12 protein-coding genes are annotated in these 21,599 nt (G+C 60.5%); 9 read left to right on the plus strand and 3 right to left on the minus strand.

What is annotated here, in order from left to right; translation table 11 throughout:
* Window positions 1-123: 123 nt before the first annotated feature.
* Entirely contained in the window at window positions 124-1,464 is a 1,341-nt protein-coding gene (locus KW842_RS01070; RefSeq protein WP_218302241.1) for an MFS transporter, read from the minus strand.
* A 268-nt stretch (window positions 1,465-1,732) separates the two neighbouring features.
* Here KW842_RS01070 and KW842_RS01075 point away from each other — a divergent pair, with 268 nt between their 5' ends.
* Window positions 1,733-3,964: an NADP-dependent isocitrate dehydrogenase gene (locus KW842_RS01075; RefSeq protein ID WP_218302242.1), complete on the plus strand. Its 2,232-nt coding sequence runs from the start codon at window positions 1,733-1,735 to the stop codon at window positions 3,962-3,964.
* Between the two features lie 56 nt (window positions 3,965-4,020).
* Complete coding sequence (locus KW842_RS01080) at window positions 4,021-4,521, plus strand: hypothetical protein (protein WP_218302243.1); 501 nt, start codon at window positions 4,021-4,023, stop codon at window positions 4,519-4,521.
* 19 nt (window positions 4,522-4,540) lie between these two features.
* Here the strand turns inward: KW842_RS01080 and KW842_RS01085 are convergent, their stop codons facing one another.
* A complete protein-coding gene (locus tag KW842_RS01085) occupies window positions 4,541-5,404 on the minus strand; it encodes a DeoR/GlpR family DNA-binding transcription regulator (protein WP_229223425.1) in 864 nt (287 codons plus the stop codon).
* A gap of 252 nt (window positions 5,405-5,656) precedes the next feature.
* On the opposite strand from KW842_RS01085, the gene KW842_RS01090 reads away from it, so the two are divergent.
* Genes KW842_RS01090 through KW842_RS01115 form a run of 6 tightly spaced genes read left to right on the plus strand, consistent with a single transcriptional unit; the run spans window position 5,657 to window position 16,914 of the window.
* Window positions 5,657-7,756, plus strand: coding sequence for a bifunctional rhamnulose-1-phosphate aldolase/short-chain dehydrogenase (locus KW842_RS01090; protein ID WP_218302244.1), 2,100 nt, complete (start codon window positions 5,657-5,659; stop codon window positions 7,754-7,756).
* Between the two features lie 23 nt (window positions 7,757-7,779).
* Window positions 7,780-9,075 carry an L-rhamnose catabolism isomerase gene (gene rhaI, locus KW842_RS01095; RefSeq protein ID WP_218302245.1) on the plus strand — a complete coding sequence of 432 codons (1,296 nt, stop codon included), beginning with the start codon at window positions 7,780-7,782 and terminating at the stop codon, window positions 9,073-9,075.
* Between the two features lie 19 nt (window positions 9,076-9,094).
* The gene (locus KW842_RS01100; RefSeq protein ID WP_218302246.1) at window positions 9,095-11,536 is read left to right on the plus strand and encodes a glycoside hydrolase family 2 TIM barrel-domain containing protein; all 2,442 of its coding nucleotides are present in this window, start codon (window positions 9,095-9,097) and stop codon (window positions 11,534-11,536) included.
* The gene (locus KW842_RS01105; protein ID WP_218302247.1) at window positions 11,533-14,265 is read left to right on the plus strand and encodes a glycosyl hydrolase; all 2,733 of its coding nucleotides are present in this window, start codon (window positions 11,533-11,535) and stop codon (window positions 14,263-14,265) included. Before KW842_RS01100 ends, KW842_RS01105 begins: the two co-directional genes overlap by 4 nt.
* Entirely contained in the window at window positions 14,262-15,686 is a 1,425-nt protein-coding gene (locus KW842_RS01110; protein WP_218302248.1) for a glycoside hydrolase family 28 protein, read from the plus strand. Before KW842_RS01105 ends, KW842_RS01110 begins: the two co-directional genes overlap by 4 nt.
* A gap of 1 nt (window position 15,687) precedes the next feature.
* Window positions 15,688-16,914, plus strand: coding sequence for a glycoside hydrolase family 105 protein (locus KW842_RS01115; RefSeq protein WP_218302249.1), 1,227 nt, complete (start codon window positions 15,688-15,690; stop codon window positions 16,912-16,914).
* On the opposite strand, the gene KW842_RS01120 is transcribed toward KW842_RS01115, so the two are convergent.
* Window positions 16,865-18,286, minus strand: a complete 1,422-nt coding sequence (locus KW842_RS01120; RefSeq protein WP_373925119.1) for a glycoside hydrolase family 105 protein — start codon at window positions 18,284-18,286, stop codon at window positions 16,865-16,867. The two genes, KW842_RS01115 and KW842_RS01120, sit on opposite strands and share 50 nt — an antisense overlap.
* A gap of 245 nt (window positions 18,287-18,531) precedes the next feature.
* Here KW842_RS01120 and KW842_RS01125 point away from each other — a divergent pair, with 245 nt between their 5' ends.
* The gene (locus KW842_RS01125) at window positions 18,532-21,498 is read left to right on the plus strand and encodes a TonB-dependent receptor (protein WP_218302250.1); all 2,967 of its coding nucleotides are present in this window, start codon (window positions 18,532-18,534) and stop codon (window positions 21,496-21,498) included.
* The last annotated feature ends 101 nt before the right edge of the window (window positions 21,499-21,599 follow it).

Here is a 21,599-nt window from a genome sequence, read left to right on the forward strand (position 1 = left end):
AATACCGCAAGGAAAACGCAAACCGGGGTCGTGCTGCCATAAATTCGTGAACCAGATATAGAAATCCGACAATTTACACGAAAAAAAAGCCCGCAATGCGGGCTTTTTGTGTCGTGCACACGCTTAAACTGCGCGCGTGACCGGGGTTTTGAACTCGAAACGCTTGATCTCGCCCACCATGAACAGGTAGCAGGCGATGGTCACCACGGCATTGGCGCCCACGAACACCAGCGCGCCGGAGAACGAACCGGTGGCTTGCAGGATGTAGCCGATGACGATCGGGGTGGTGATGCCGGCGGTGTTGCCGAAGGTGTTGAACAGCGCGCCGCTCATGCCGCCAGCTTCTTTCGGCGAGGTGTCCGCCACCACTGCCCAGCCCAGCGCGCCGATGCCTTTGCCGAAGAAAGCGATCGACATCACCATGATGACCAGCCAGTCCGCTTCTACGTAGTTGCAGATGATCATAGAGGTGGACAGCAGCATGCCGCAGACGATAGGGGTTTTACGCGCCACCGACAGCGATTTGCCCGACTTGATCAGGCGGTCCGAGATCACGCCGCCCAGCACGCCGCCGAGGAAACCGGCTACCGCAGGCAGCGCAGCCACGAAACCGGCTTTCAGGATGGTCATGTGACGTTCTTGCACCAGGTACACCGGGAACCAGGTCAGGAAGAAGTAGGTCAGGGTGTTGATGCAATATTGGCCGATATAGACGCCCAGCAGCATGCGGTTGCCCAGCAGCTGCTTGATGCACGACCAGGTGTCGATCTTGGTGGTGGCCGCTACGCGGTCCTTGCTTTCCAGGTCGACCAGCGCGCCGCCGGCTTCGATGTAGGCGATCTCGGCAGCATTAGCTTTCGGATGGTCTTTCGGGCCATACACGGTTTTCAGCCAGATGAAGGCCATGATGATGCCCAGGCCGCCCATGACGAAGAACACGCTTTCCCAGCCGAAGCTGTGCACCAGCCAGCCCATGATGGGCGCGAACAGCACGGTGGCGAAGTATTGCGCCGAGTTGAAGATGGCCGCTGCGGTGCCGCGTTCGCTGGTCGGGAACCAGGCCGAGGCGATGCGCGAGTTGCCAGGGAAGGAAGGCGCTTCCGCCGCGCCGATCAGCAGGCGCAGGGTGAACAGCACCGTCACGGCGGCCGCGCCGGTGAAGAAGCCGACGCCGCCCATCAGCATGGTGAACAGCGACCACAGGAAGATACTGAAGAAATAGGTGATTTTGGAACCGAAGCGGTCCAGCAGCCAGCCGCCTGGCAACTGGGCCAATACATACGACCAGGCAAACGCCGAGAATACGAAGCCCATCTCCACCGGACTCAGCCCCAACAAGCGCTTGATCTCGGGACCCGCGATCGCGATGGTGGCGCGGTCAGCATAGTTGATGGTGGTTACTGCGAACAGAATTGCCAGGATCATCCACCGTACACGGGTGGCTTGTGGTTGTTGCGAGGTCATGCGGTCTCCTTACTCTAGGTGCGACGATCATAGCCTAGATATCAGACATCATACAACTATATATCTGCTAGCAATTTGCTAGTAAACGTTTAACTTGTTGATTTTAATACACATGCACCGCAGTGGTGCGGAGCAGGGTAGGTCTTAAGTTGTACGACAACAAGAGACCCTATGATGAGAGTGTCATCATTTGCACAAACCATGGCATCAGGGATTACAATACCGGGCGTAACTACTCCAAGCACCGATCGATTACGAGGGAATGAACATGGCAACACAAAATCCAAAAATCATCTACACGCTGACTGACGAAGCCCCACTGCTGGCAACGTATTCGCTGCTGCCGATTATTAAGAAGTTCACTGCACCGGCTGGCGTCGACGTGGTTTCGAGCGATATTTCGGTCGCCGCGCGCGTATTGGCTGAGTTCCCTGAGTTCCTGACGGACCAACAAAAAGTACCGAACACCCTGGCTGAGCTGGGCGCACTGACGCTGAAGCCGGAAGCCAACATCATCAAGCTGCCGAACATTTCGGCATCGGTGTCGCAGCTGCAAGCGGCCATCCGCGAGCTGCAAGGCAAGGGCTACAAGCTGCCGGACTTCCCGGAAGATGCAAAAACCGACGAAGACAAGGCACTGAAAGCACGCTACAGCAAGTGCATCGGCTCGGCCGTGAACCCAGTGCTGCGTGAAGGCAACTCCGACCGCCGCGCACCAAAAGCCGTGAAAGAATACGCCCGCAAGCACCCGCACTCGATGGGCGAATGGAGCCAGGCATCGCGCACCCACGTGTCGCACATGCACGCCGGCGACTTCTACCACGGCGAAAAGTCCATGACCCTGGACAAAGCCCGTGACGTGAAAATGGAACTGATCACCAGCTCTGGCAAAACCATCGTGCTGAAACCGAAGGTCGCGCTGCAAGCTGGCGAAATCATCGACTCCATGTTCATGAGCAAAAAAGCGCTGCTGGAGTTCTACGAGAAAGAAATCGACGACGCCTACAAAACCGGCGTGATGTTCTCGCTGCACGTCAAAGCCACCATGATGAAGGTATCGCACCCGATCGTCTTCGGTCACTGCGTGCGTATCTTCTACAAGGAAGCGTTTGAAAAACACGCCAAGCTGTTCGAAGAACTGGGCGTGAACGTCAACAACGGCATGGTCAACCTGTACGAGAAAATCGAAAAGCTGCCAGCCTCGCAGAAGGACGAGATCCTGAAAGACCTGCACGCTTGCCTGGAACACCGTCCTAAGCTGGCCATGGTCGATTCGGCCAAAGGCATCACCAACTTCCACTCGCCAAACGATGTGATCGTTGACGCTTCGATGCCAGCGATGATACGCATCGGCGGCAAAATGTGGGGCGCCGATGGCCGCACCGCTGACGTTAAAGCCGTCATGCCTGAGTCGACCTTCGCCCGTATCTATCAGGAGATGATCAACTTCTGCAAATGGCACGGCAACTTCGACCCAACCACCATGGGCACCGTGCCGAACGTCGGCCTGATGGCGCAGCAAGCCGAAGAATACGGCTCGCACGACAAGACCTTTGAAGTGGCTGAAGGCGGCATCGCCAACATCACCGACCTGGCCACCGGCGAAGTGCTGCTGACCCAGACCGTGGAAGCTGGCGACATCTGGCGCATGTGCCAGGTGAAAGACGCACCGATCCGCGACTGGGTGAAACTGGCCGTGACCCGCGCCCGCAACTCCGGCATGCCTGCCGTGTTCTGGCTGGACCCATACCGTCCGCACGAAGCCGAAGTGATCAAAAAAGTTCAGGTCTACCTGAAGGATCACGACACCAAGGGCCTGGACATCCACATCATGTCGCAAGTGCGCGCCATGCGCTACACGCTGGAACGCGTGTCGCGCGGCCTGGATACCATCTCGGTCACCGGCAACATCCTGCGCGACTACCTGACCGACCTGTTCCCGATCCTGGAACTGGGCACTTCGGCCAAGATGCTGTCCATCGTTCCGCTGATGGCGGGCGGCGGCATGTACGAAACCGGCGCCGGCGGTTCCGCGCCTAAGCACGTCAAGCAGCTGGTGGAAGAAAACCACCTGCGCTGGGATTCGCTGGGCGAGTTCCTGGCACTGGCGGTCTCGCTGGAAGAGCTGGGCATCAAGAACGGCAACGCCAAAGCCCAGCTGCTGGCCAAGACCCTGGACGAAGCCACCGGCAAACTGCTGGACAACAGCAAGTCGCCATCGTCGCGCACCGGTGAGCTGGACAACCGTGGCAGCCACTTCTACCTGTCGCTGTACTGGGCACAAGCCCTGGCCGCGCAGAGCGAAGATGCGGAACTGGCCGCCAAGTTTGCACCGCTGGCCAAACAGCTGTCGGAAAACGAAACCAAGATCGTTGACGAGCTGAACAGTGTGCAAGGCGCGGCCAAGGATATCGGCGGCTACTACCAGCCTGATCCGGTCAAGACCACGGCCGTGATGCGCCCAAGCGCAACCTTCAACGCTGCGATCGACGCAGCGTAATCGAGAAAGGGCAGCTCAGGCTGCCCTTTTTTGTTGTGCAGCTTGTGCTCCCTTCTTTGAATCTGACGGCGAACGCCACCGCATCCGCCGCGCTGGTGTTCGCCTGGCTATGCCTGCTGCGCTGGGCGCGCCATTCAGGATGGGGCATCGCGCTGCTGACGCTGATCGGCACCATCGGCCACGAGGCGCTGCACGCGCTGGTCGGCTGGCTGGTGTGCGCCAGGCCGACGTCGTTTTCGATCATTCCCAAGCGGCAGAAAAACGGCTGGCTGCTTGGCTCGGTCGGTTTCCGCAACCTGAATATCTGGAACGCCGCACCGGCCGCATTTGCGCCGCTACTGCTGGCGTGGGCGGGCTGGCTGGTGTTCGTGCATTGGATGCAGCCGGCTTTTCACGACCATCATTATCTGAGCTGGCTGCTGGCCGGCTACGTCGCGGCAGTCGCCTTGTTTTCCTGCGTACCATCGTCTGTCGATATCAGGATGGGGGCATCGTCGGCGCTGATGTATTGCGCCGTTTGTGCCCTAGCCGGGGTTTGCTGGATGTATTACGCTTGACGGCCACGCAGCTGCTGGCTCAATGCGAAATCTCCGGCGCATACATGGCCGACAGGTCGAACGCTGCGCCGTAACTGGCGTAGGCCGCAGCATCGGGCAGGGCTTCCGGCTCAGTGGTGATGACGCGTACGCCGTGCTGCTCCAACAGTTGAACAGCGGCGTCGGACGCGTGGGTGTCGGTGATCACCGCTGATACCCGGTTCAGGCCACACAAAATCAGACCGGCCTTGCGGGAGAACTTGGCGCTGTCGGCCAGCACGATCAGTTGTTCCGCCTGGCTGATCAGCCGCTTCTCGGCCTGAATCAGCAACGGGTCGGCTTCCAGTAAACCCAGCAGCGACAGGCCGTACACGCCCATGAAGATCTTGGCCGCGTAATGATGCTGGGTGATGTCGTTGTCGAAGGGGCTGAGGATGACGTTCTGCTCGCGATAGACCTTGCCGCCGGGTAGGATGATTTCGTTCTCGCTGGTGCTCAGCAGCCGCTCTGCCATCAGGAAGGAATTGGTCAGTATCTTGAGATGCTGATGCACCAGGAATTCGGCCATCATGAAGGTGGTGGTGCCGCCGTTGATGATGATGGTTTCCCCGTCGCTGCACATGCCGGCCGCGTAGCGCGCGATGCCGCGCTTGCGCTCCGCGTTGCACTGCATATTGTGCTGGAAGGTTTCGCTGGCGTGCGCCAGGCCGCGCACCTTGGGCTGCCGGCTGGCGGCGCCGCCGCGCGTGCGTGTCAGCAGATTGCGCTCGGCGAGCCAGCCGATATCGCGCCGTACGGTGGCGGGCGAGGCGCTCAGCCAGTCCACCAACTGTGGCACGGTCGCATTCTGATGCTCGGCCAGCAGCTTGAGCAAACGCTTGTGGCGCTTGTGCTTGATCATCATCGTCTCCTGTTATGCGCGCTGTCGCTTTGTTGTTTTTAAAGTATCCATTTCAAAATCGGGCGTCAATCATCCGGCGATCAACTCACTGATTGTTTGATTTGTGCGCTGGCGGCGGCAATCACGCTTTTGATTATTTAACGCTTAATCATGATCTTGATTGTTCGCAGATTGACACCCTGCGGCCCGCTGATTTCTACTGAATGCAGTTGCCAGTGACGGCAAAAAAGCATGTTCATACTATGGAGACGAGCAATGAATGAAGCGAAGCAGAAGGAACCGATCAGCTCTTTATGGGACGACGGCGTCGCTGCCAACATGAGTGAACCCGAGCTGCTGCTGTATCGTTCCAATCTGCTTGGATCGGACCTGCGTATCACCAACTTCGGCGGCGGCAATACCTCGGCAAAAGTGATGATGGCCGATCCGCTCAGCGGCAAGCAGGTCGAGGTGCTGTGGGTGAAGGGTTCGGGCGGCGACCTGGGCAGCATCAAGCTGGATGGCTTTTCGACGCTGTACATGGACAAGCTGCACGCGCTAAAAAACCGCTATCGCGGCTTGCAGCACGAAGATGAAATGGTGGGTTATCTGCCGCATTGCACCTTCAACCTGAATCCGCGCGCGGCCAGTATCGACACGCCGCTGCATGCCTACATCGCGCGCAAGCACGTCGACCACATGCATCCCGATTCGGTCATTGCGATTGCCGCTTGTGCCAACAGCAAGGAACTGACGCAGAAGATTTTCGAAGGTGAACTGGGCTGGCTGCCATGGCAGCGTCCAGGCTACGACCTGGGCCTGAAGCTGGAAGAGGTATCGAAGCAGAATCCGCAGCTGAAAGGCATTATCCTTGAAGGCCATGGCCTGTTCACCTGGGGCGATACCGCCAAGTCCTGCTACGAAACCACGCTGGCCATCATCAAGCGCGCTGGCGATTGGCTGGACACCAATGTCGCGCAGCCGTCGTTTGGCGGTGCTGCCGTTCAGCCCTTGCCAGCGCAGGAACGCGCCGCTTTCGCCGCGCGCCTGATGCCCATCCTGCGCGGAAAAATCAGCCAGGGCGAGTACAAACTGGGCCACTTCGACGACCAGGAGGCGGTGCTGGAATTTGTCGGCAGCCGCGATCTGAGGCCGTTGGCGGCGCTGGGCACGTCCTGCCCGGACCACTTCCTGCGCACCAAGATACGGCCGTTTGTGGTGGACTTCGATCCGGCTGCACCGGATTTCGACAAGCTGGTAGCCGGTCTGGATGATGCGCTGGCAGCTTACCGCGCGGACTACAAAGCCTACTACGACCGCTGCAAGCGCGATAACAGCCCGGCCGTGCGCGACGCCAATCCGATCATCTATTTGATCCCCGGAGTCGGCATGCTCTCCTTCGCCAAGGACAAGGCCACGGCACGTATCGCCGGCGAGTTCTACGTGAACGCCATCAACGTTATGCGCGGCGCAAATGGCGTGGATAAATACGTCGGACTACCGGAGCAGGAGGCTTTCGATATCGAATACTGGCTGCTGGAAGAAGCCAAGCTGCAACGCATGCCGAAACCGAAATCACTGGCCGGCCGTATCGCGTTGGTGACCGGCGGCGCAGGCGGCATCGGCCAGGCGGTGGCGAAGCAGCTGCTGAGCGAAGGCGCTTGCGTGCTGCTGACCGATATCGATGCCGGGGCATTGGCGCAGGCGCAAAAGGACTTGGTCAAGGTGGCCGGCAAGGACAGCGTGGCCAGCGTGGTGGCGAATATCACCGGCGAAGACGCGGTGGAAGATATTCTCAAAGCGGCCGCACTGAACTTCGGCGGCGTTGACCTGCTGATCTCCAACGCCGGCATCGCCTCGTCGGCCCCGTTGGAGGACACTACGCTGGAGGTGTGGAACCGTAATCAGGACATTCTGGTCAAAGGCTACTTCCTGGTCAGCCGCGCCGCTTTCCGCATCATGAAGCAGCAGAGGCTGGGCGGATCGATGGTGTTCGTCGCCAGCAAAAATGGCCTGGTGGCGTCGGCTGGCGCGTCGGCGTACTGCACTGCCAAGGCAGCGGAAATTCATCTGGCCCGCTGCATCGCGCTGGAAGGCGCGGCGCACGGCATCCGCGTCAACGTCGTCAATCCGGATGCGGTGATACGCGGCTCGCGCATCTGGGACGGCAAGTGGAAAGAAGAGCGCGCACAGTCGAACAAGATCGGCGCCGATGATGTGGAAGAATTCTACCGCCAGCGCAGCATGCTGAAGCTGAGTGTGCTGCCGGAGGATATCGCGGAAGCCGTGTATTTCCTGGCATCCGACAAAGCCGGCAAGAGTACAGGTAACATCATCAATGTGGATGCCGGTAACGCCGCAGCGTTCACACGATAATAAAAATAAGGAGGAGACAAACAATGGGGATGCTCATTGAGCAGAATTTGCTGGAACAGCATAACGCCGGCCTGCTGGCCGGCCTGAATGCGGATTACGCGGCGCTGGCAGGCATGCTGTCGCGGCGTGGCGTCGATATCGAAACACTGACCGCGCACGCGCAGGTATTTTCAGTGGCCTTGCCCAGCTGGGGCGCGGGCACTGGCGGCACGCGCTTTGCACGCTTTCCGGGCAAGGGAGAGCCGCGCAATGTGTTTGAAAAGCTGGACGACTGCGCGGTCATCCATCAACTGACGCGTGCTACGCCGGGTGTTTCGCTGCACTTCCCATGGGACAAAATCAGCGATACTGCCGCGCTGCGCGAAACTGCCCACAGCTATGGCCTGTACTTCGATCTGGTCAACTCCAACACCTTCCAGGACCAGGCAGGGCAGGAACACAGCTATAAATACGGCAGCCTGACCGCCGTCAGCGCCGCCGCGCGCGCGCAGGCAGTCGAGCACAATATCGACTGCATCGAGCTTGGCCGGGCGCTCGGTTCGCAGGGCCTGACGGTATGGATAGGCGACGGCGCCAACTTCCCTGGCCAGAACAACCTGCGCGCATCGCTGGAGCGTTACCTCGACAGCATGCGTTCCATCTATGCGGCACTGCCGGCGGACTGGCAGGTCTACATCGAGCACAAGCTGTTTGAACCGGCCTTCTACGCCACCACCATCGCGGACTGGGGTACCAGTTTCGCTTGCGCACAGCAATTGGGACCGAAAGCCAAGTGCCTGGTCGATCTGGGCCACCACGCGCCCAATACCAATATCGAGATGATCGTCGCGCGGCTTGCGCAGTTCGGCAAGCTGGGCGGCTTCCACTTCAACGACAGCAAGTACGGCGACGACGATCTGGATTCCGGCTCGATCAATCCGTTCCAGCTGTTCCTGGTATTTAACGAGCTGGCCGACGCCGCTGCGCGCGAAGGCGCTTCGTTCAAGACGGCCAATATGCTGGACCAGTCGCACAATGTGACAGATCCGATTGAGAGCCTGATGAGCAGCGCGGTGGAAGTGCAGCGCGCCTATGTCCAGGCGGCGCTGGTGGACCGCGTTGCGTTGCGTGGCTTCCAGGAGTCGAACGATGCGCTACAGGCTGCGCAGACCTTGAAGCACGCGTTCCGCACCGATGTCAGTCCCATCCTCGCCATGGCGCGCTGGCGCTCTGGCGGCGCTATCGATCCGGTGGCGGCGTACCGCCACGCCGGCTATCGCGCCAAAGTGGCGCAAGCGCGTCCGGCCAAGGCTGGCGCCAGCAGCAGCGGCATCGTTTAATCAGGTCGGAGGGCGATACTTGGACATCACGACGCGACGTAATTTCTTGCAGTATTCGGCCATGCTGGGCGCTGGCCTGACGGTGCCCGGCCTGTCGGCGGCGCAGACAAAGGCGGCCTCCGGCCGCAGCAGCCAGCTATTCAACTTCGACTGGAAGTTCCATCATGGCGACCAGCAGGAGGCCAGCACTCCCGGCTTCGATGACAGCGGCTGGCGCAAACTGGACCTGCCGCATGACTTCCAGATCGAGCAGCCGTGGGACCAGTCAGCTGGGCCGGCGCGCGGATTCAAGGCCATGGGCACGGGCTGGTATCGCAAGTCCTTCAAGGCCGATGCGGCGTGGAAGGGCAAGAAGGTACTGCTGGATTTTGAAGGGCTGATGCTCTATGGCGATGTGTGGCTGAACGGCCAGAAGGTGGCGGACATCGACTACGGCTATCTGGGCGTGGAAGTGGATGTGTCCAGGGCGCTGAATTACGGCGGCGATAATCTGGTGGCGGTGCGCGCCAGCACCGGCCGCACCAACCAGTCGCGCTGGTACACCGGCGGCGGCTTGTTTCGCGACGTGCATCTGCTGGTAAGGGAACCTGTGTCGGTCACGCGCAACGGCGTATACATCACCACGCCATCGGTATCAGAGCAGGAGGCCGAGGTAGCAATCCAGGTGGAGCTGGACGGCATCTCGAAGCAAAGCCTGGACGTGGTGGTCCGCGCCACCATTCAGGGACCGGACGGCAGCCAGCTGGCGCGGACCACCACGCCTGCGCCGCAAGGCATACGGCTGGCGACGGTGAATGTGCCATTGCAAGCCGTACGCCTGGCCAAACCCAAGCTATGGTCGTGCGAAACGCCGCTACTGTACACGGTGGATATCGCCGTGTTGCGCGATGGGCAATTGGTCGATCAGGTCAGCGAACAATTCGGCATCCGCACCATTGAGTTCTCGCAGGAGGCGGGCTTCAAGCTGAATGGCAAAAAGGTCTTCCTGCAAGGGATCTCGAATCACCACGATCTGGGCGCCTTGGGCGCCGCAGTGTATGACCGCGCCATCGAACGGATGTTTATCGCGCTGAAGGCGTTTGGCTTCAACCATGTACGCACTTCGCACAATCCGTATTCGAAGTCCTTCATGCGGCTGGCAGACAAGCACGGCATCCTGATCGTCGACGAGCTGGCCGATAAGTGGAGCGAGGACGAATCCTGGCCGGGGCAGAAACCGTTCTCGCAGCTTTGGTACAAGATCCTGCCGGAGTGGATCAGGCGTGACCGCAATCACCCGTCGATTATCCTCTGGAGCCTGGGGAACGAGTTGCAGATGCGCGAGGATTTTGGCGGCTTCCCTACTGGCGACTGGGGCGTGACCACCTATAAGATCATGGATACGCTGGTGAAGCGCTTCGACAACACGCGCAAGACCACGGTTGCCATGTTCCCCGCGCGCGCCAATGGCACCATGCGTGGATCGCCGGATTTCTTTGTCAAGGTGATTCCGCCGGAGCTGTCGCTGGTGACCGAGGTGGCCAGCTTCAATTACCAGTATCCGGCCTATCCGGCTTACCTGCAATACGCGCCGCACCTGATTATCTATCAGAGCGAAGCGGCCACTTCCACGTTGACTGGTGCTTTCTACGGCATGGACAAGGACAAGATGGTTGGCCTGGCCTATTGGGGCGCTGTGGAGTATTGGGGCGAGTCGCACGGCTGGCCGAGGAAGGGCTGGGCCTTCTCTTACTTCAATCATACGATGGAACCGTATCCGCAAGCCTATCTGGTCAAGGCCGCGTTCAGCGATGAACCGCTGGTGCGTATCGGCGTGGTCGATGGCGCCGGTGAACTGGTGGAGTGGAACGATGTGCAAGTGGGTAAAGCGCCGGTGTCCTCGCACTGGAACTGGCCGGAGGGCAGCCAGCAAAGCCTGTTCACTTATACCAATGCAGATGAGGTGGAGCTGCTGGTGAATGGTAAATCGGTTGGCGTGAAGCCGAATCCGCGCAACGATCCGCTTAGCCGCAATATCATTTACTGGAAGTCGGTTGCGTATGGAAGCGGCGGGACCGTCACCGCCGTTGCGCGCAACAAGGGCAAGGAAGTGGCGCGCCATGCACTGCAAACGGTCGGCAAGGCGGTCGCGCTGAAGATCGAGGCCGAATCAGCTGACTGGCGTGCGGGTGGCATGGACCTGCAATACCTGAAGATCCGCGCTGTGGATCGGCAGGGCAGGTTTGTGCCGGTGGCGCAGGATGAGATTGTGGTTGATGTCAGTGGCGCGGCGCAACTGCTAACGTTGGACAACGGCGACCATTCGACCAACGAGGTGTTTACCGTCAAGCGCGTCAAGCTGCACAATGGCTTTGCCCAGGCGATCTTGCGGTCCGGACGAGCGCCTGGCGTGGTGAATGTCAAGGTGTCGGCAGCCGGATTAACCGTTGCGGCCAAGGCGTTGAAGACTGTCAGCGTATGAGGGCGCGCCTTCTATGCCTGTTGATTTGCGCGGTGGCGTACGCGCAAGCGGAGTCTGGCGATATCGCCGGGGACGCGCACCGTTATTCAACGGTGGCGGAAGTGAGGCGTCACCTGGCGTCGCCGCCGGACGATGCGCGGCCGATGGTGCGTTGGTGGTGGTTCGGTCCCGCCGTGGTCAAGCCGCAGCTGGAGCGCGAGATGCTGGCCATGAAGCAGGGTGGTTTTGGCGGCTTTGAAATTCAGCCGGTGTATCCGATGGAGCTGGATGATCCGGCGCGCGGTATCCGCAACCTACCTTATCTGTCGGCTGATTTTCTCGATGCTGTCAGCTTCGTCAACCAGAAAGCCCGTGCAAACAAGCTGCGCGTCGATATGACCCTGGCCAGCGGCTGGCCATATGGCGGTCCACACGTTCCTGTGACGGAGGCAGCCTCGCGGATGCGGGTGGCGCCGGTGACCTTGCCAGCGGGAGCGGATTCGGTGGCGCTGCCGTCGATCGGCAGTGGCGAAAAACTGGTGGCGACGTTTGTTGGCGTCGGCGACGCCAAGCAGTTTGACGCCGCCCGGCTGACGCTGACCGAGGGCCGGGCGCGCATCACTCCGGCAGCGGGTGAGCGGGTGGTGGTGTTTTACATCGCCAGCCGCACCGGTCAGCAGGTCAAGCGTGCCGCGCTGGGGGCGGAAGGCTTTGTGCTGGATCATCTGAACCGTCAGGCCATCGAACATCATTTGCGCGACGTGGCGGAGCCATTGTTGAAAGCCTTTGGCGATCAGCCGCCTTATGCGGTGTTTTCGGATAGTTTGGAGGTGTACGGCACTGATTGGACCGACGACTTCCTGGCCGAGTTCCAGCGGCGGCGCGGCTATGATCTGAGGCCGCACCTGCCGGTGGTGTACAGCGGAGAGGGGCCGGATGCCGGTGCGCTGCGGCGCGACTGGGCCTTGACGCAGACGGAGTTGGTCAACGAGCGTTACCTGGCGCCGGTGAACGACTGGGCCAGCAAGCACGGCACACGATTCCGTTCTCAGACCTACGGCGAGCCGGCAGTATCGCTGTCCAGCAACCGGCTGGTGGCGTTGCCGGAAGGCGAGGGACCGCAGTTCCGTGAATTCTCCTTTACGCGGCTGGCGACATCTGCCGGGCATCTGTATGGGCGTAACGTCATTTCTGCTGAAACCTGGACCTGGCTCAATTCGCCGGCTTTCAGCGCCACGCCGCTGGACATGAAGGTGGAAGCTGACCGCATGCTGCTGCAGGGCGTGAACCTGTTTATCGGCCACGGTTGGCCCTACTCGCCTCCGGGCGCGCAGGAACCAGGCTATGCGTTTTACGCGGCGGCGGTGTTCAATCATCACCAGCCGTGGTGGAGCGTGATGCCGGATGTGAACGCTTATCTGCAACGTGCCAGCTATCTGTTGCGCCAGGGCGAGCCGGCCAACCAGGTGGCGCTGCTGCTGCCGAACGATGATGTGTATGCAGAGTCCCGGCCTGGTAAGGTGTCGTTATCGGCCGAGATGCACAAGCATGTTACGCCGGTCGTGATGACGCAGATACTCGATGCTGGGCACAATGTCGACTTTCTGGACGATGAAGCACTGCGCGATAGCGGCAAGCGTTATCCCTTGATTGTGCTGCCGCATGCGACGCGCATGCCTGTCGATACCTTGCAACGGCTGATCGCGCATGTTCAGGCTGGCGGCAAGCTGATTGCGGTTGGTGCTAAGCCATCGCTGGCGCCGGGGTATCTGGATGCCGCGTCGCAGAGCCAGCGCGTACGGCAGTTGAGCGCGCAATTATTCGCGATGCCAGGCGTGCAGCTGGTGGCGGACGAGACGGCGCTGGGTGCGGCGGTCGGCAAGGCCATCGTGCCAGACTTTCGGGTGGCGACGGGTGCGGCGGCGATAGGTTTCATACGCCGCAGGCTGCGAGATGGCGATATCTACTTCATCGCCAACACCAGCAACCGCGAAGTGCGCACCACCGCGACTGTGTCGTCCCGCCGCGCGCATGCAGCATGGTGGAATCCGCACGACGGCTCGGTCGCCAAGGCCACTGTGGCCCCAACGCTGCAACTGTTGCTGGCGCCTTACGAGTCTCGCGTACTGGTGCTATCTGACAGCTCAGCCGCCACCGCCGCAATGGCCACAGGCGGCGCCGGGCGCGCGGTTCTGCTGGCGGAACTGGACAATGATTGGCAGCTCAGTTTTCCCGGCGCGGCCGGCGCGCTGGCGCAGCCGCGCCGGCTACGCAGCCTGTCGTCGTGGGCCGACGATCCGTCCATGCGTTATTACTCAGGCATCGGCAGCTACACGAAAGAGATCACGCTGGACGCCACGCAGTTGGGAGAGGGCCGCATTACGCTGGACTTCGGCGTTGGCACGCCGCTGGAGAGCACGCCCAAGGTTCCAGCGGGGATGCGCGCCATGCTGGATAGCCCGATCCGTGAGGCGGCGCTGGTCTTCATTAATGGCCAACGGGCCGGGGCGGTCTGGCATCCGCCTTACCAGATCGAAGTCGGCAAGCTACTCAAGCCTGGTGTCAACCAGATCGAAGTCCAGGTAGCCAATTTATCGATCAACCTGCTGGCAGGCCAGGAACGGCCCGACTACCGGCTGCTGACGGCGCGTTACGGCCAGCGCTTTGTTCCACAAGATACGCACCTGATCACGCCACGTCCATCCGGCATGCTCGGCCCGGTGCGTCTGCTCTCGGAGATCCAACCATGAAAAAACTGATGCTGTGGCTATGCGCCGTCATGCTGGCCACCTCCGCCTCCGCCAGGGAATACGAAGCTTCGCAATTCGGCGCCAAGGGCGATGGCGTCACGCTCGATACCGTCGCCATCCAAAAGACTATCGACGCTGCTGCCAAAGACGGCGGCACAGTAATCTTCAAGCCGGGCACTTATCTGAGCGGCTCGATTTTCGTCAAGAGCGGTGTCACGCTCAAGCTGGACAAGGGCGTCACCATCCTTGGCTCGCAGCGGCTGAAAGATTATCCCGTCATGCCAACCCGGATCGCCGGCATCGAAATGCGTTGGCCGGCTGCGCTGGTCAACGTGTATGAACAGCGCAATGCGACCGTGATAGGCGAGGGCACGATCGACGGCGATGGCAAGATCTTCTGGGACAGCTACTGGACCTTGCGCAAGTCCTACGAACCGCGCGGCCTGCGCTGGGCTTCCGACTATGACGCCCAGCGCCCACGCCTGATCCAGGTATTCAACTCCACCGGCGTCAAGGTCGGCGGCGGCCTGCTGTTGCGGCGCTCGGGCTTCTGGACCCTGCATATTTGCTACTCCACCGACGTCACGGTGGACGGCGTGGTGATCCGCAATAACGAAGGCGGGCTCGGACCTTCCACCGACGGCATCGACATCGATTCTTCGAAAAAAGTACTGGTGCAGCATGCCGACATCGACGTCAACGACGATGCGCTTTGCCTGAAAGCGGGCCGCGACTCGGACGGTCTGCGCGTAGCCCGCAGCACCGAGGATGTGGTGATACGCGACTCCATTGTCCGCTCGGCGGCGGCCGGGGTTACCTTCGGCAGCGAAACCTCGGGCGGCTTCCGCAATATCGAGGCCTACAACATCACTACGCTGAAGGGCGTGCCGGTCGGTATCCTGTTCAAATCGGCACATACGCGGGGCGGCTTTGGCGAGAACCTGCGATTGCATGACTTCACAATGATCGATACGCCGGTGGTGCTGCGCATCACGATGAACTGGAACCCGAGCTACAGCTACGCGCGGATTCCACCGGAAATCAAGGACTATCCGGACTACTGGAAAGTGCTGTCCACACCTGTTCCGAAAGAGCAGGGCATGGCGCGCTTCCACGATGTCCGCATCTGGAATATCAAGGCCAAAGGTGCAAGCACCGCGTTTGAAGTGGACGGCTACACGCAGGCACCGCTGGAACGCTTCGCGCTGGAGGGCCTGGACATCGAAGCACAGAAAGGCGGCCATATCCACGATGCCGCCAACTGGACCTTCTCCAACGTACAGCTGAAACTCGGCACGCCGATCGCGCTGGAAGAGGGACATAGCGTTCAAGGACTGCCAGCAGCATCGGTGCAAACCGGCCGGCGCGTACAACCAGTCGATCCCTCGAAGAAAAGCTTTGAAGAACAGGACAAAAGCTGACATGAAAATCCAACCCCATCTGATGCTGCTGGCGCTGAGCCTGAGCAGCGGCCTGCTGCACGCACAGCAGAACTACCCATTGCCGACGCCGGAGATGCAGGCCATCATCGACAAGGACACCAGCCGCCATTTTGGCGATGCGCCTGCCGATGGTGGACCGCTGGCCACTGACCTGTCGCCAGCACTGACGCCGGCCGCCATCGACAAGGCCATGCGCAAAGTGGCGGACTGGCAGCTGGATCGCACAATGCACCATCTCGACAAGATATGGACCTCGGCGGTGCTGTTCAGCGGCTTCATGGCGGTGTCCGAATCCACAGGGGACCAGAAATACCGCGACGCCATGCTAACCATGGCCAACGGCTTTGAATGGAAGCTGCGTACGCCGTACCCCAACGCCGACGACATCGCCGTCGCGCAGACTTATCTTGAACTGTATTTCCAGCAGCCTTCGCCCGAGCGCATCGCCGCCACCAAAGAGCAGCTGGACATCCTGATTAAGCTGAAGACGCTGCGTCCCGGCGATGAACGCCAGCCATGGTGGTGGTGCGACGCGCTGTTCATGGGGCCGCCGGTATGGGTAAGGATGTACAAAGCCACCGGCGATCGCAAATACCTGGACTACGTGCACACCCAGTGGCGGATCACCTACGACCTGCTGTATGACCAGGAAGAGCATCTGTACGCGCGTGACGCCAGCTACAAAACCAAGCGCGAACCGAATGGCAAAAAGGTATTCTGGTCGCGCGGCGAAGGCTGGGTGATGGGTGGGCTGGCACGCACGCTGGACTACATTCCGGCCGATGATCCGCAACGGCCGTTCTACATCGAGCAGCTACAGCAGATGTCGGCGCGCATCGCTGCGTTACAGGGCGCGGATGGCCAGTGGCACGCGGGCCTGCTGGACCCGGCCAGCTATCCGCTGCCGGAGACCTCCGGTGCGGCGCTGTTCGTGTATGGCATGGCATATGGCGTCAATCGCGGCTACCTGGACGCCAAGACCTATCGCCCGGTGATCGAGCGCGCCTGGGCAGGCCTGCTGAAGAATGTTTACGCCGACGGCCGCCTGGGCGGCATCCAGCAAACCGGGGCCGAACCGGCGTTCTACCGGCCGGCGTCCAGCTTCAACTACGGTGTTGGCGGCTTCCTGCTGGCCGCCACCGAGTTGAAGAAAATGGCTAGCGCGTGCCCTGATACATCAAGCCGCTGTCGTTCAGGCCAAATTTGAACTGGCGGTTCATGGCGATGATCTCGGCGCCAGCCAGCAGCACCGGGCCGTAGCCATGCGCGGCCTTGGTGCTGACCGGGCGGTAGTAGTAGAACGCCGGATCGAACGCCATGCCGGTGCCGACACAAACGCCTTCCACCTCGCCCTTGGCGTTGACCTTGCCAGCCACCGCGTTCCACGCCAGGTTGGCCATCGGCCCGAACATCTCCTTGTCCAGATAACCACGGTTGACACCGCGCGCAATTGCATACGCGTAGATTGCGGTGGCCGAGGTTTCCAGGTAAGAGTCTGGACGATCGATCAGCTGATGCCACAGGCCGTCCTTGTGCTGATACATGGCCAGGCCGTTGGCGTGTGCGCGGAACTGCGCTTCCACCGCCTTGTACTGCTTGTGGTTCTTCGGCAGCACCTCCAGCACTTCCACCATCGCCATCAGGGCCCAGCCGTTGGCGCGCGCCCAGTGCAGTTCCGGATGATCGCGCATGCCTTCGACATAGCCATGCATGTAGATGCCCAGTTTCGGATTGAACATGCGCCTGGAGAATTGCAGCACCTGACGGGCCGCATCGTCATAGTACTTGGCGTTGCCAGTCTGCTTGCCCATCAGTGCAATGGTCGGCACGCCCATGAACATATCGTCCAGCCACAGCGTATCTGGCAGTGGACGCATCTTGCGCTTGCCGTTGGCGTCCGGACCGCCACGCGCCAGCGTGCCGTCCTTCAGCCGGTATTCTTTTTCGGTGACGAAGGTCGAACACACCGGCACCAGCTGGCTGTAATCGACCTTGACGCCAGCCTGCTGCGACTTCAAAAAGCTCATGCACAGCGCACCGGCGTCATCCAGCGCGTGTGGATTGAGGAAGCTTTTGATTGGCGCCTGGGCGCTGGCCTGGTCTGCCTTGACCACCGGCAGGTAGAGCCGGGTCAGGTCGGAGAGGAGTTGGTGGCGCTTGACGGTGTAGTCGGTGTAGCGCTGATCGCCGGTGACTGCGCCTGCCGACAGCATGCCGGCGTAGGTCACTCCCCATTCATAGCTGGTCAGGCGGAAGTCGCCCGGTTTCAGCACGGCGTCGGGATCGGCCTTATCCAGCTTGCCGAGCGGGGCGTGGCTGTTTTTGTTGATCAGTTCCGCCGGCGTCACCGAGTCCAGATAGGCGAACACGCGATCCAGTACCGCCTTGACCTCGGCCGTGTCCATGGCGCGGTAGGGATTGTGGTAGGTCACGTCCAGCGCGTGCAGCATGGCGTCCTTGGCGGCGGGGCCTTTCTCCTGCACCGGCGGTGCTTCCTGCGCGTTGACATGAGCGGAGAAGGGCAGGCTACCGGCGACCAATGTCGCCATCAGTAATTTGGTGAACGTTGTGGATTTCACTTGAAAAGTATCTCCTGAATGAAAAGTGCTAGCCCAATATTGACGCATATCCGCGCGTATTTCCGCCTCTTTTGAGCAAATAATCTTGTAGTTGATCGAAGCGCTGCGGCGCTGCGATCAACTGCTTGAGTATTTCTAAAAAGTGCATCCTTGTCGCCACAACCATTGTCTTCTGCTCGCCTGTCGCGGCGTAACATCGATCGCGAGTCGAGAGCTCATCTAATAAAAATGGAGATATAAAGACGATGCATACTTTGAAGAATCGCAGAATCCGGCCTACGCTGCTCCACCTGGCGGTCGCCGCCAGCTTGACCTCACTACAGGCGCAGGCGCAGGAAGTCGCACCGGAGAACGAGACAGTCGTGGTGGTGACGGGCTTCCGCGCCAGCTTGAACAGCGCGCTGAACACCAAGAAGAACTCGGACGGTATTGTTGACGTCATCAAGGCCGAAGACATCGCCAAATTCCCCGATGCTAACCTGGCCGAATCGCTGCAACGCGTTCCCGGCGTGGCGCTGGCGCGCGGCGATGGTGGCGAGGGCAAGCAGATCACCGTGCGCGGCCTGAACGCCGGATTCACGCGCGTGCGCATCAATGGCATTGAAGGTGTGGCGGCTACCGGCGCCTCCGATATCAACGGCAGCACCAACCGCAGCCGCGGCTTTGATTTTTCGGTGTTTGCGTCGGAACTGTTCAACAGTCTGGAAGTACGCAAGACTTCGGAAGCGGCGGTGGAAGAGGGCTCGCTGGGCGCCACCGTGGACCTGCGCACGGCGCGGCCATTCGATTTCAAGGATCGCACCATCAGTCTCGGCCTGCAGGAATTCCATAACACGCTCACCGAGAAAACCCAGCCGCGTGTTACCGCGCTACTGTCCGACCGCTGGAATACCGACTATGGTAAATTCGGTGCGCTGATTTCCGGCGCCTTCGCCAAGCGCCGCGCCACCGAGGAAGGCTATGAGGCGGTGGAGCTGCTCAGCGCCAGTGCCGACGGCGGCTTCTGCTCGCCAGTTGGCGCGGCGGTGCAGAATCCGGCCAACAATGCGGTCAAGGGCATCACGGCGGCCAACTGCGGCTTCAATCTGCCGCGTACCTCGGTCGCCGGCGCGTACAACGATGTGATGAACCGTCTGGATAATTATGGCGGAACGGTGGCCAGTCCGGCGGCCGGCTCCGGCGCGTTTGCACCACGTATCCCGCGCTATCGCCGCTCGCAGACCGACTACGAACGCACTGGTATCACCAACTCCTACCAGTGGCGTCCGAGCAGCGAGACGGAGTTCAATCTGGATCTGATGTACGGCAAGTTTGCCAACAAGCGCTATGACAACTACATCTCGGCGATCTCGTTCGGCCGCACGCTGGGCGCCGCCAATGGCAAGCCGCAGACGTCCATCCTCGATGCGCACTTCAACGAGAACGGCAGCTGGGACTACGGCAAGTTCAATGGCGTCGACGTGCGGACTGAAGGTCTGGTGGATATCTACACCACCAAGTTCCGCCAGCATGTGCTGTCGGGCAGCCATAAATTCAGCGACACGCTCAAGCTGGATTTCATGACGGGTGTCTCCAACAGCAATCTGAACGAACCGATGCGCGCGACCGTGCAGTTTGACTCGCCCAATGCCAACGGCTTCTCCTGGGACTTCCGCAACAACCGCAATGTGCCGACGCTGAACTTCGGCATCGACATCACCAATCCGGCCAGTTTCAGCTTTGGGCCGCAGGACGCGGACGGCACGGTGCATGGCCAGTTCGTCGGCCGCTATCTGGACACCACCAACAAGCTGCAAACCCACGCGGCTAATCTGAGCTGGGAGATCAATGATCATCTGACTTCGCGTTTCGGCCTGTCCAAGCGCAAGAACACCTGGACCAACTATGAGATTGGCTCGGGCGCGAACGGACTGACCCTGCCGGCTGGTACGACCATGAGCAGCATCTCGCGCCAGATCACCGGCTTTGGCAGTGGGCTGGGCGGCAGCGGCATTCCATCGTCGTGGGCAGCGGTCGATCTGGATAAATTCCTGTCCGTGTATAACATCGAGTGCCACTGCTCGGCGGTGCCGGGTTCGGAGTACAACGTCCTGGGCCAGACCAACCGCCGCGTGGAAGAAAAGATCGACGCGGTGTATGGCATGGTCGACTTCAACTACGATGCGCTGGGCATCGCCTGGCGCGGCAATGTGGGTGTACGTGGCGCGGATACTACCGCTACGTCGTCGGCGCTGATCAACGTCAACGGCGCCTTGCAGCCCAATGTCGGCATGAAGAAGTATCGTGACTGGCTACCGGCTCTGAACCTGACCGCGCAGCTGCCGAAAGACGTGTTCGTACGCTTCTCGGCGGGGAAAACCTTGTCGCGGCCGGAGTATGTGGACCTGGCGCCGTCGGCCACCGTGTCGCAGATTGCGCAGTCGGTCTCGATCGGCAATCCGCAGCTGGATCCTATCCGCGCCAAGACCTATGACCTGCAAGCGGAGTGGTACTACGCGAAGAACGCCATGGTATCGCTGGGCTACTTCCACAAGGACATCGGCTCCTTCATCCAGAGCGTCAATGAGCGCGTGCCCTATAACACCTTGGGCTTGCCGAACGATCTGCTGATCTTCAACGGCTGCTCGATCACCGGCGCCACGCCGATCTGTCCGACGCTGCCGACGACCGAGGTGGTGGTCAGCCGCAAGGTCAATACGGCTGGCGGTCCGCTGAATGGCCTGGAGTTTAATCTGCAGGCGCCATTCAGCTTCCTGCCTGCGCCGTGGAATAACTTTGGCATGCTGGCCAACGCCACCCACGTCAAGTCGAAGATCACCTACATCACGCGGGTGGATAATCCGACCACGCCAGCCAATGAGCAGCTGACGCAGGTGGCCAACTTCACCGGACTGTCGCCAAACACGCGCAATCTGACGCTGTATTATGAGGACCAGAAGTTCAGCGCGCGGGTATCTGCTGCCTATCGTTCGTCTTACATCCTGGCGGTGCTGGGTGATGTGAATGGCGCTGACTACACCATCGTCGACGCTTCGACCAACGTCGATATGAGCCTGTCGTACAACATCACGCCGCAGCTGCGCGTCAGCCTGGAAGGGCAAAACCTGCGCGACACGCCGCTGCGTTATGGCCGGGACACGCAGCGCAACGATACGCTGCTGTATGTGCACTCGGGGCGTACCTTTGTGCTGGGGCTGAACTACAAGTTCTAAGCGCAGGCTTTGTGGTGCCTCAATACGTTCCGGGCAAGCCGGGCCGTAGACTGGGCGGATGCCGCCACCCACACCATCCGCTCGTTATGATTCGCCCTGGA

The sequence above is a fragment of the Duganella sp. sic0402 genome, from assembly GCF_019219065.1.
Taxonomy (GTDB): domain Bacteria; phylum Pseudomonadota; class Gammaproteobacteria; order Burkholderiales; family Burkholderiaceae_D; genus Rugamonas.

What these genes read in the sequence shown, in the direction of transcription:
- KW842_RS01070 (WP_218302241.1), bottom strand. Translation starts at nt 1,464, where the DNA reads ATGACCTCGCAACAACCACAAGCCACCCGTGTACGGTGGATGATCCTG.
- KW842_RS01075 (WP_218302242.1), top strand. Translation starts at nt 1,733, where the DNA reads ATGGCAACACAAAATCCAAAAATCATCTACACGCTGACTGACGAAGCC.
- KW842_RS01085 (WP_229223425.1), bottom strand. Translation starts at nt 5,404, where the DNA reads ATGATGATCAAGCACAAGCGCCACAAGCGTTTGCTCAAGCTGCTGGCC.
- KW842_RS01090 (WP_218302244.1), top strand. Translation starts at nt 5,657, where the DNA reads ATGAATGAAGCGAAGCAGAAGGAACCGATCAGCTCTTTATGGGACGAC.
- rhaI (WP_218302245.1), top strand. Translation starts at nt 7,780, where the DNA reads ATGGGGATGCTCATTGAGCAGAATTTGCTGGAACAGCATAACGCCGGC.
- KW842_RS01105 (WP_218302247.1), top strand. Translation starts at nt 11,533, where the DNA reads ATGAGGGCGCGCCTTCTATGCCTGTTGATTTGCGCGGTGGCGTACGCG.
- KW842_RS01110 (WP_218302248.1), top strand. Translation starts at nt 14,262, where the DNA reads ATGAAAAAACTGATGCTGTGGCTATGCGCCGTCATGCTGGCCACCTCC.
- KW842_RS01115 (WP_218302249.1), top strand. Translation starts at nt 15,688, where the DNA reads ATGAAAATCCAACCCCATCTGATGCTGCTGGCGCTGAGCCTGAGCAGC.
- KW842_RS01125 (WP_218302250.1), top strand. Translation starts at nt 18,532, where the DNA reads ATGCATACTTTGAAGAATCGCAGAATCCGGCCTACGCTGCTCCACCTG.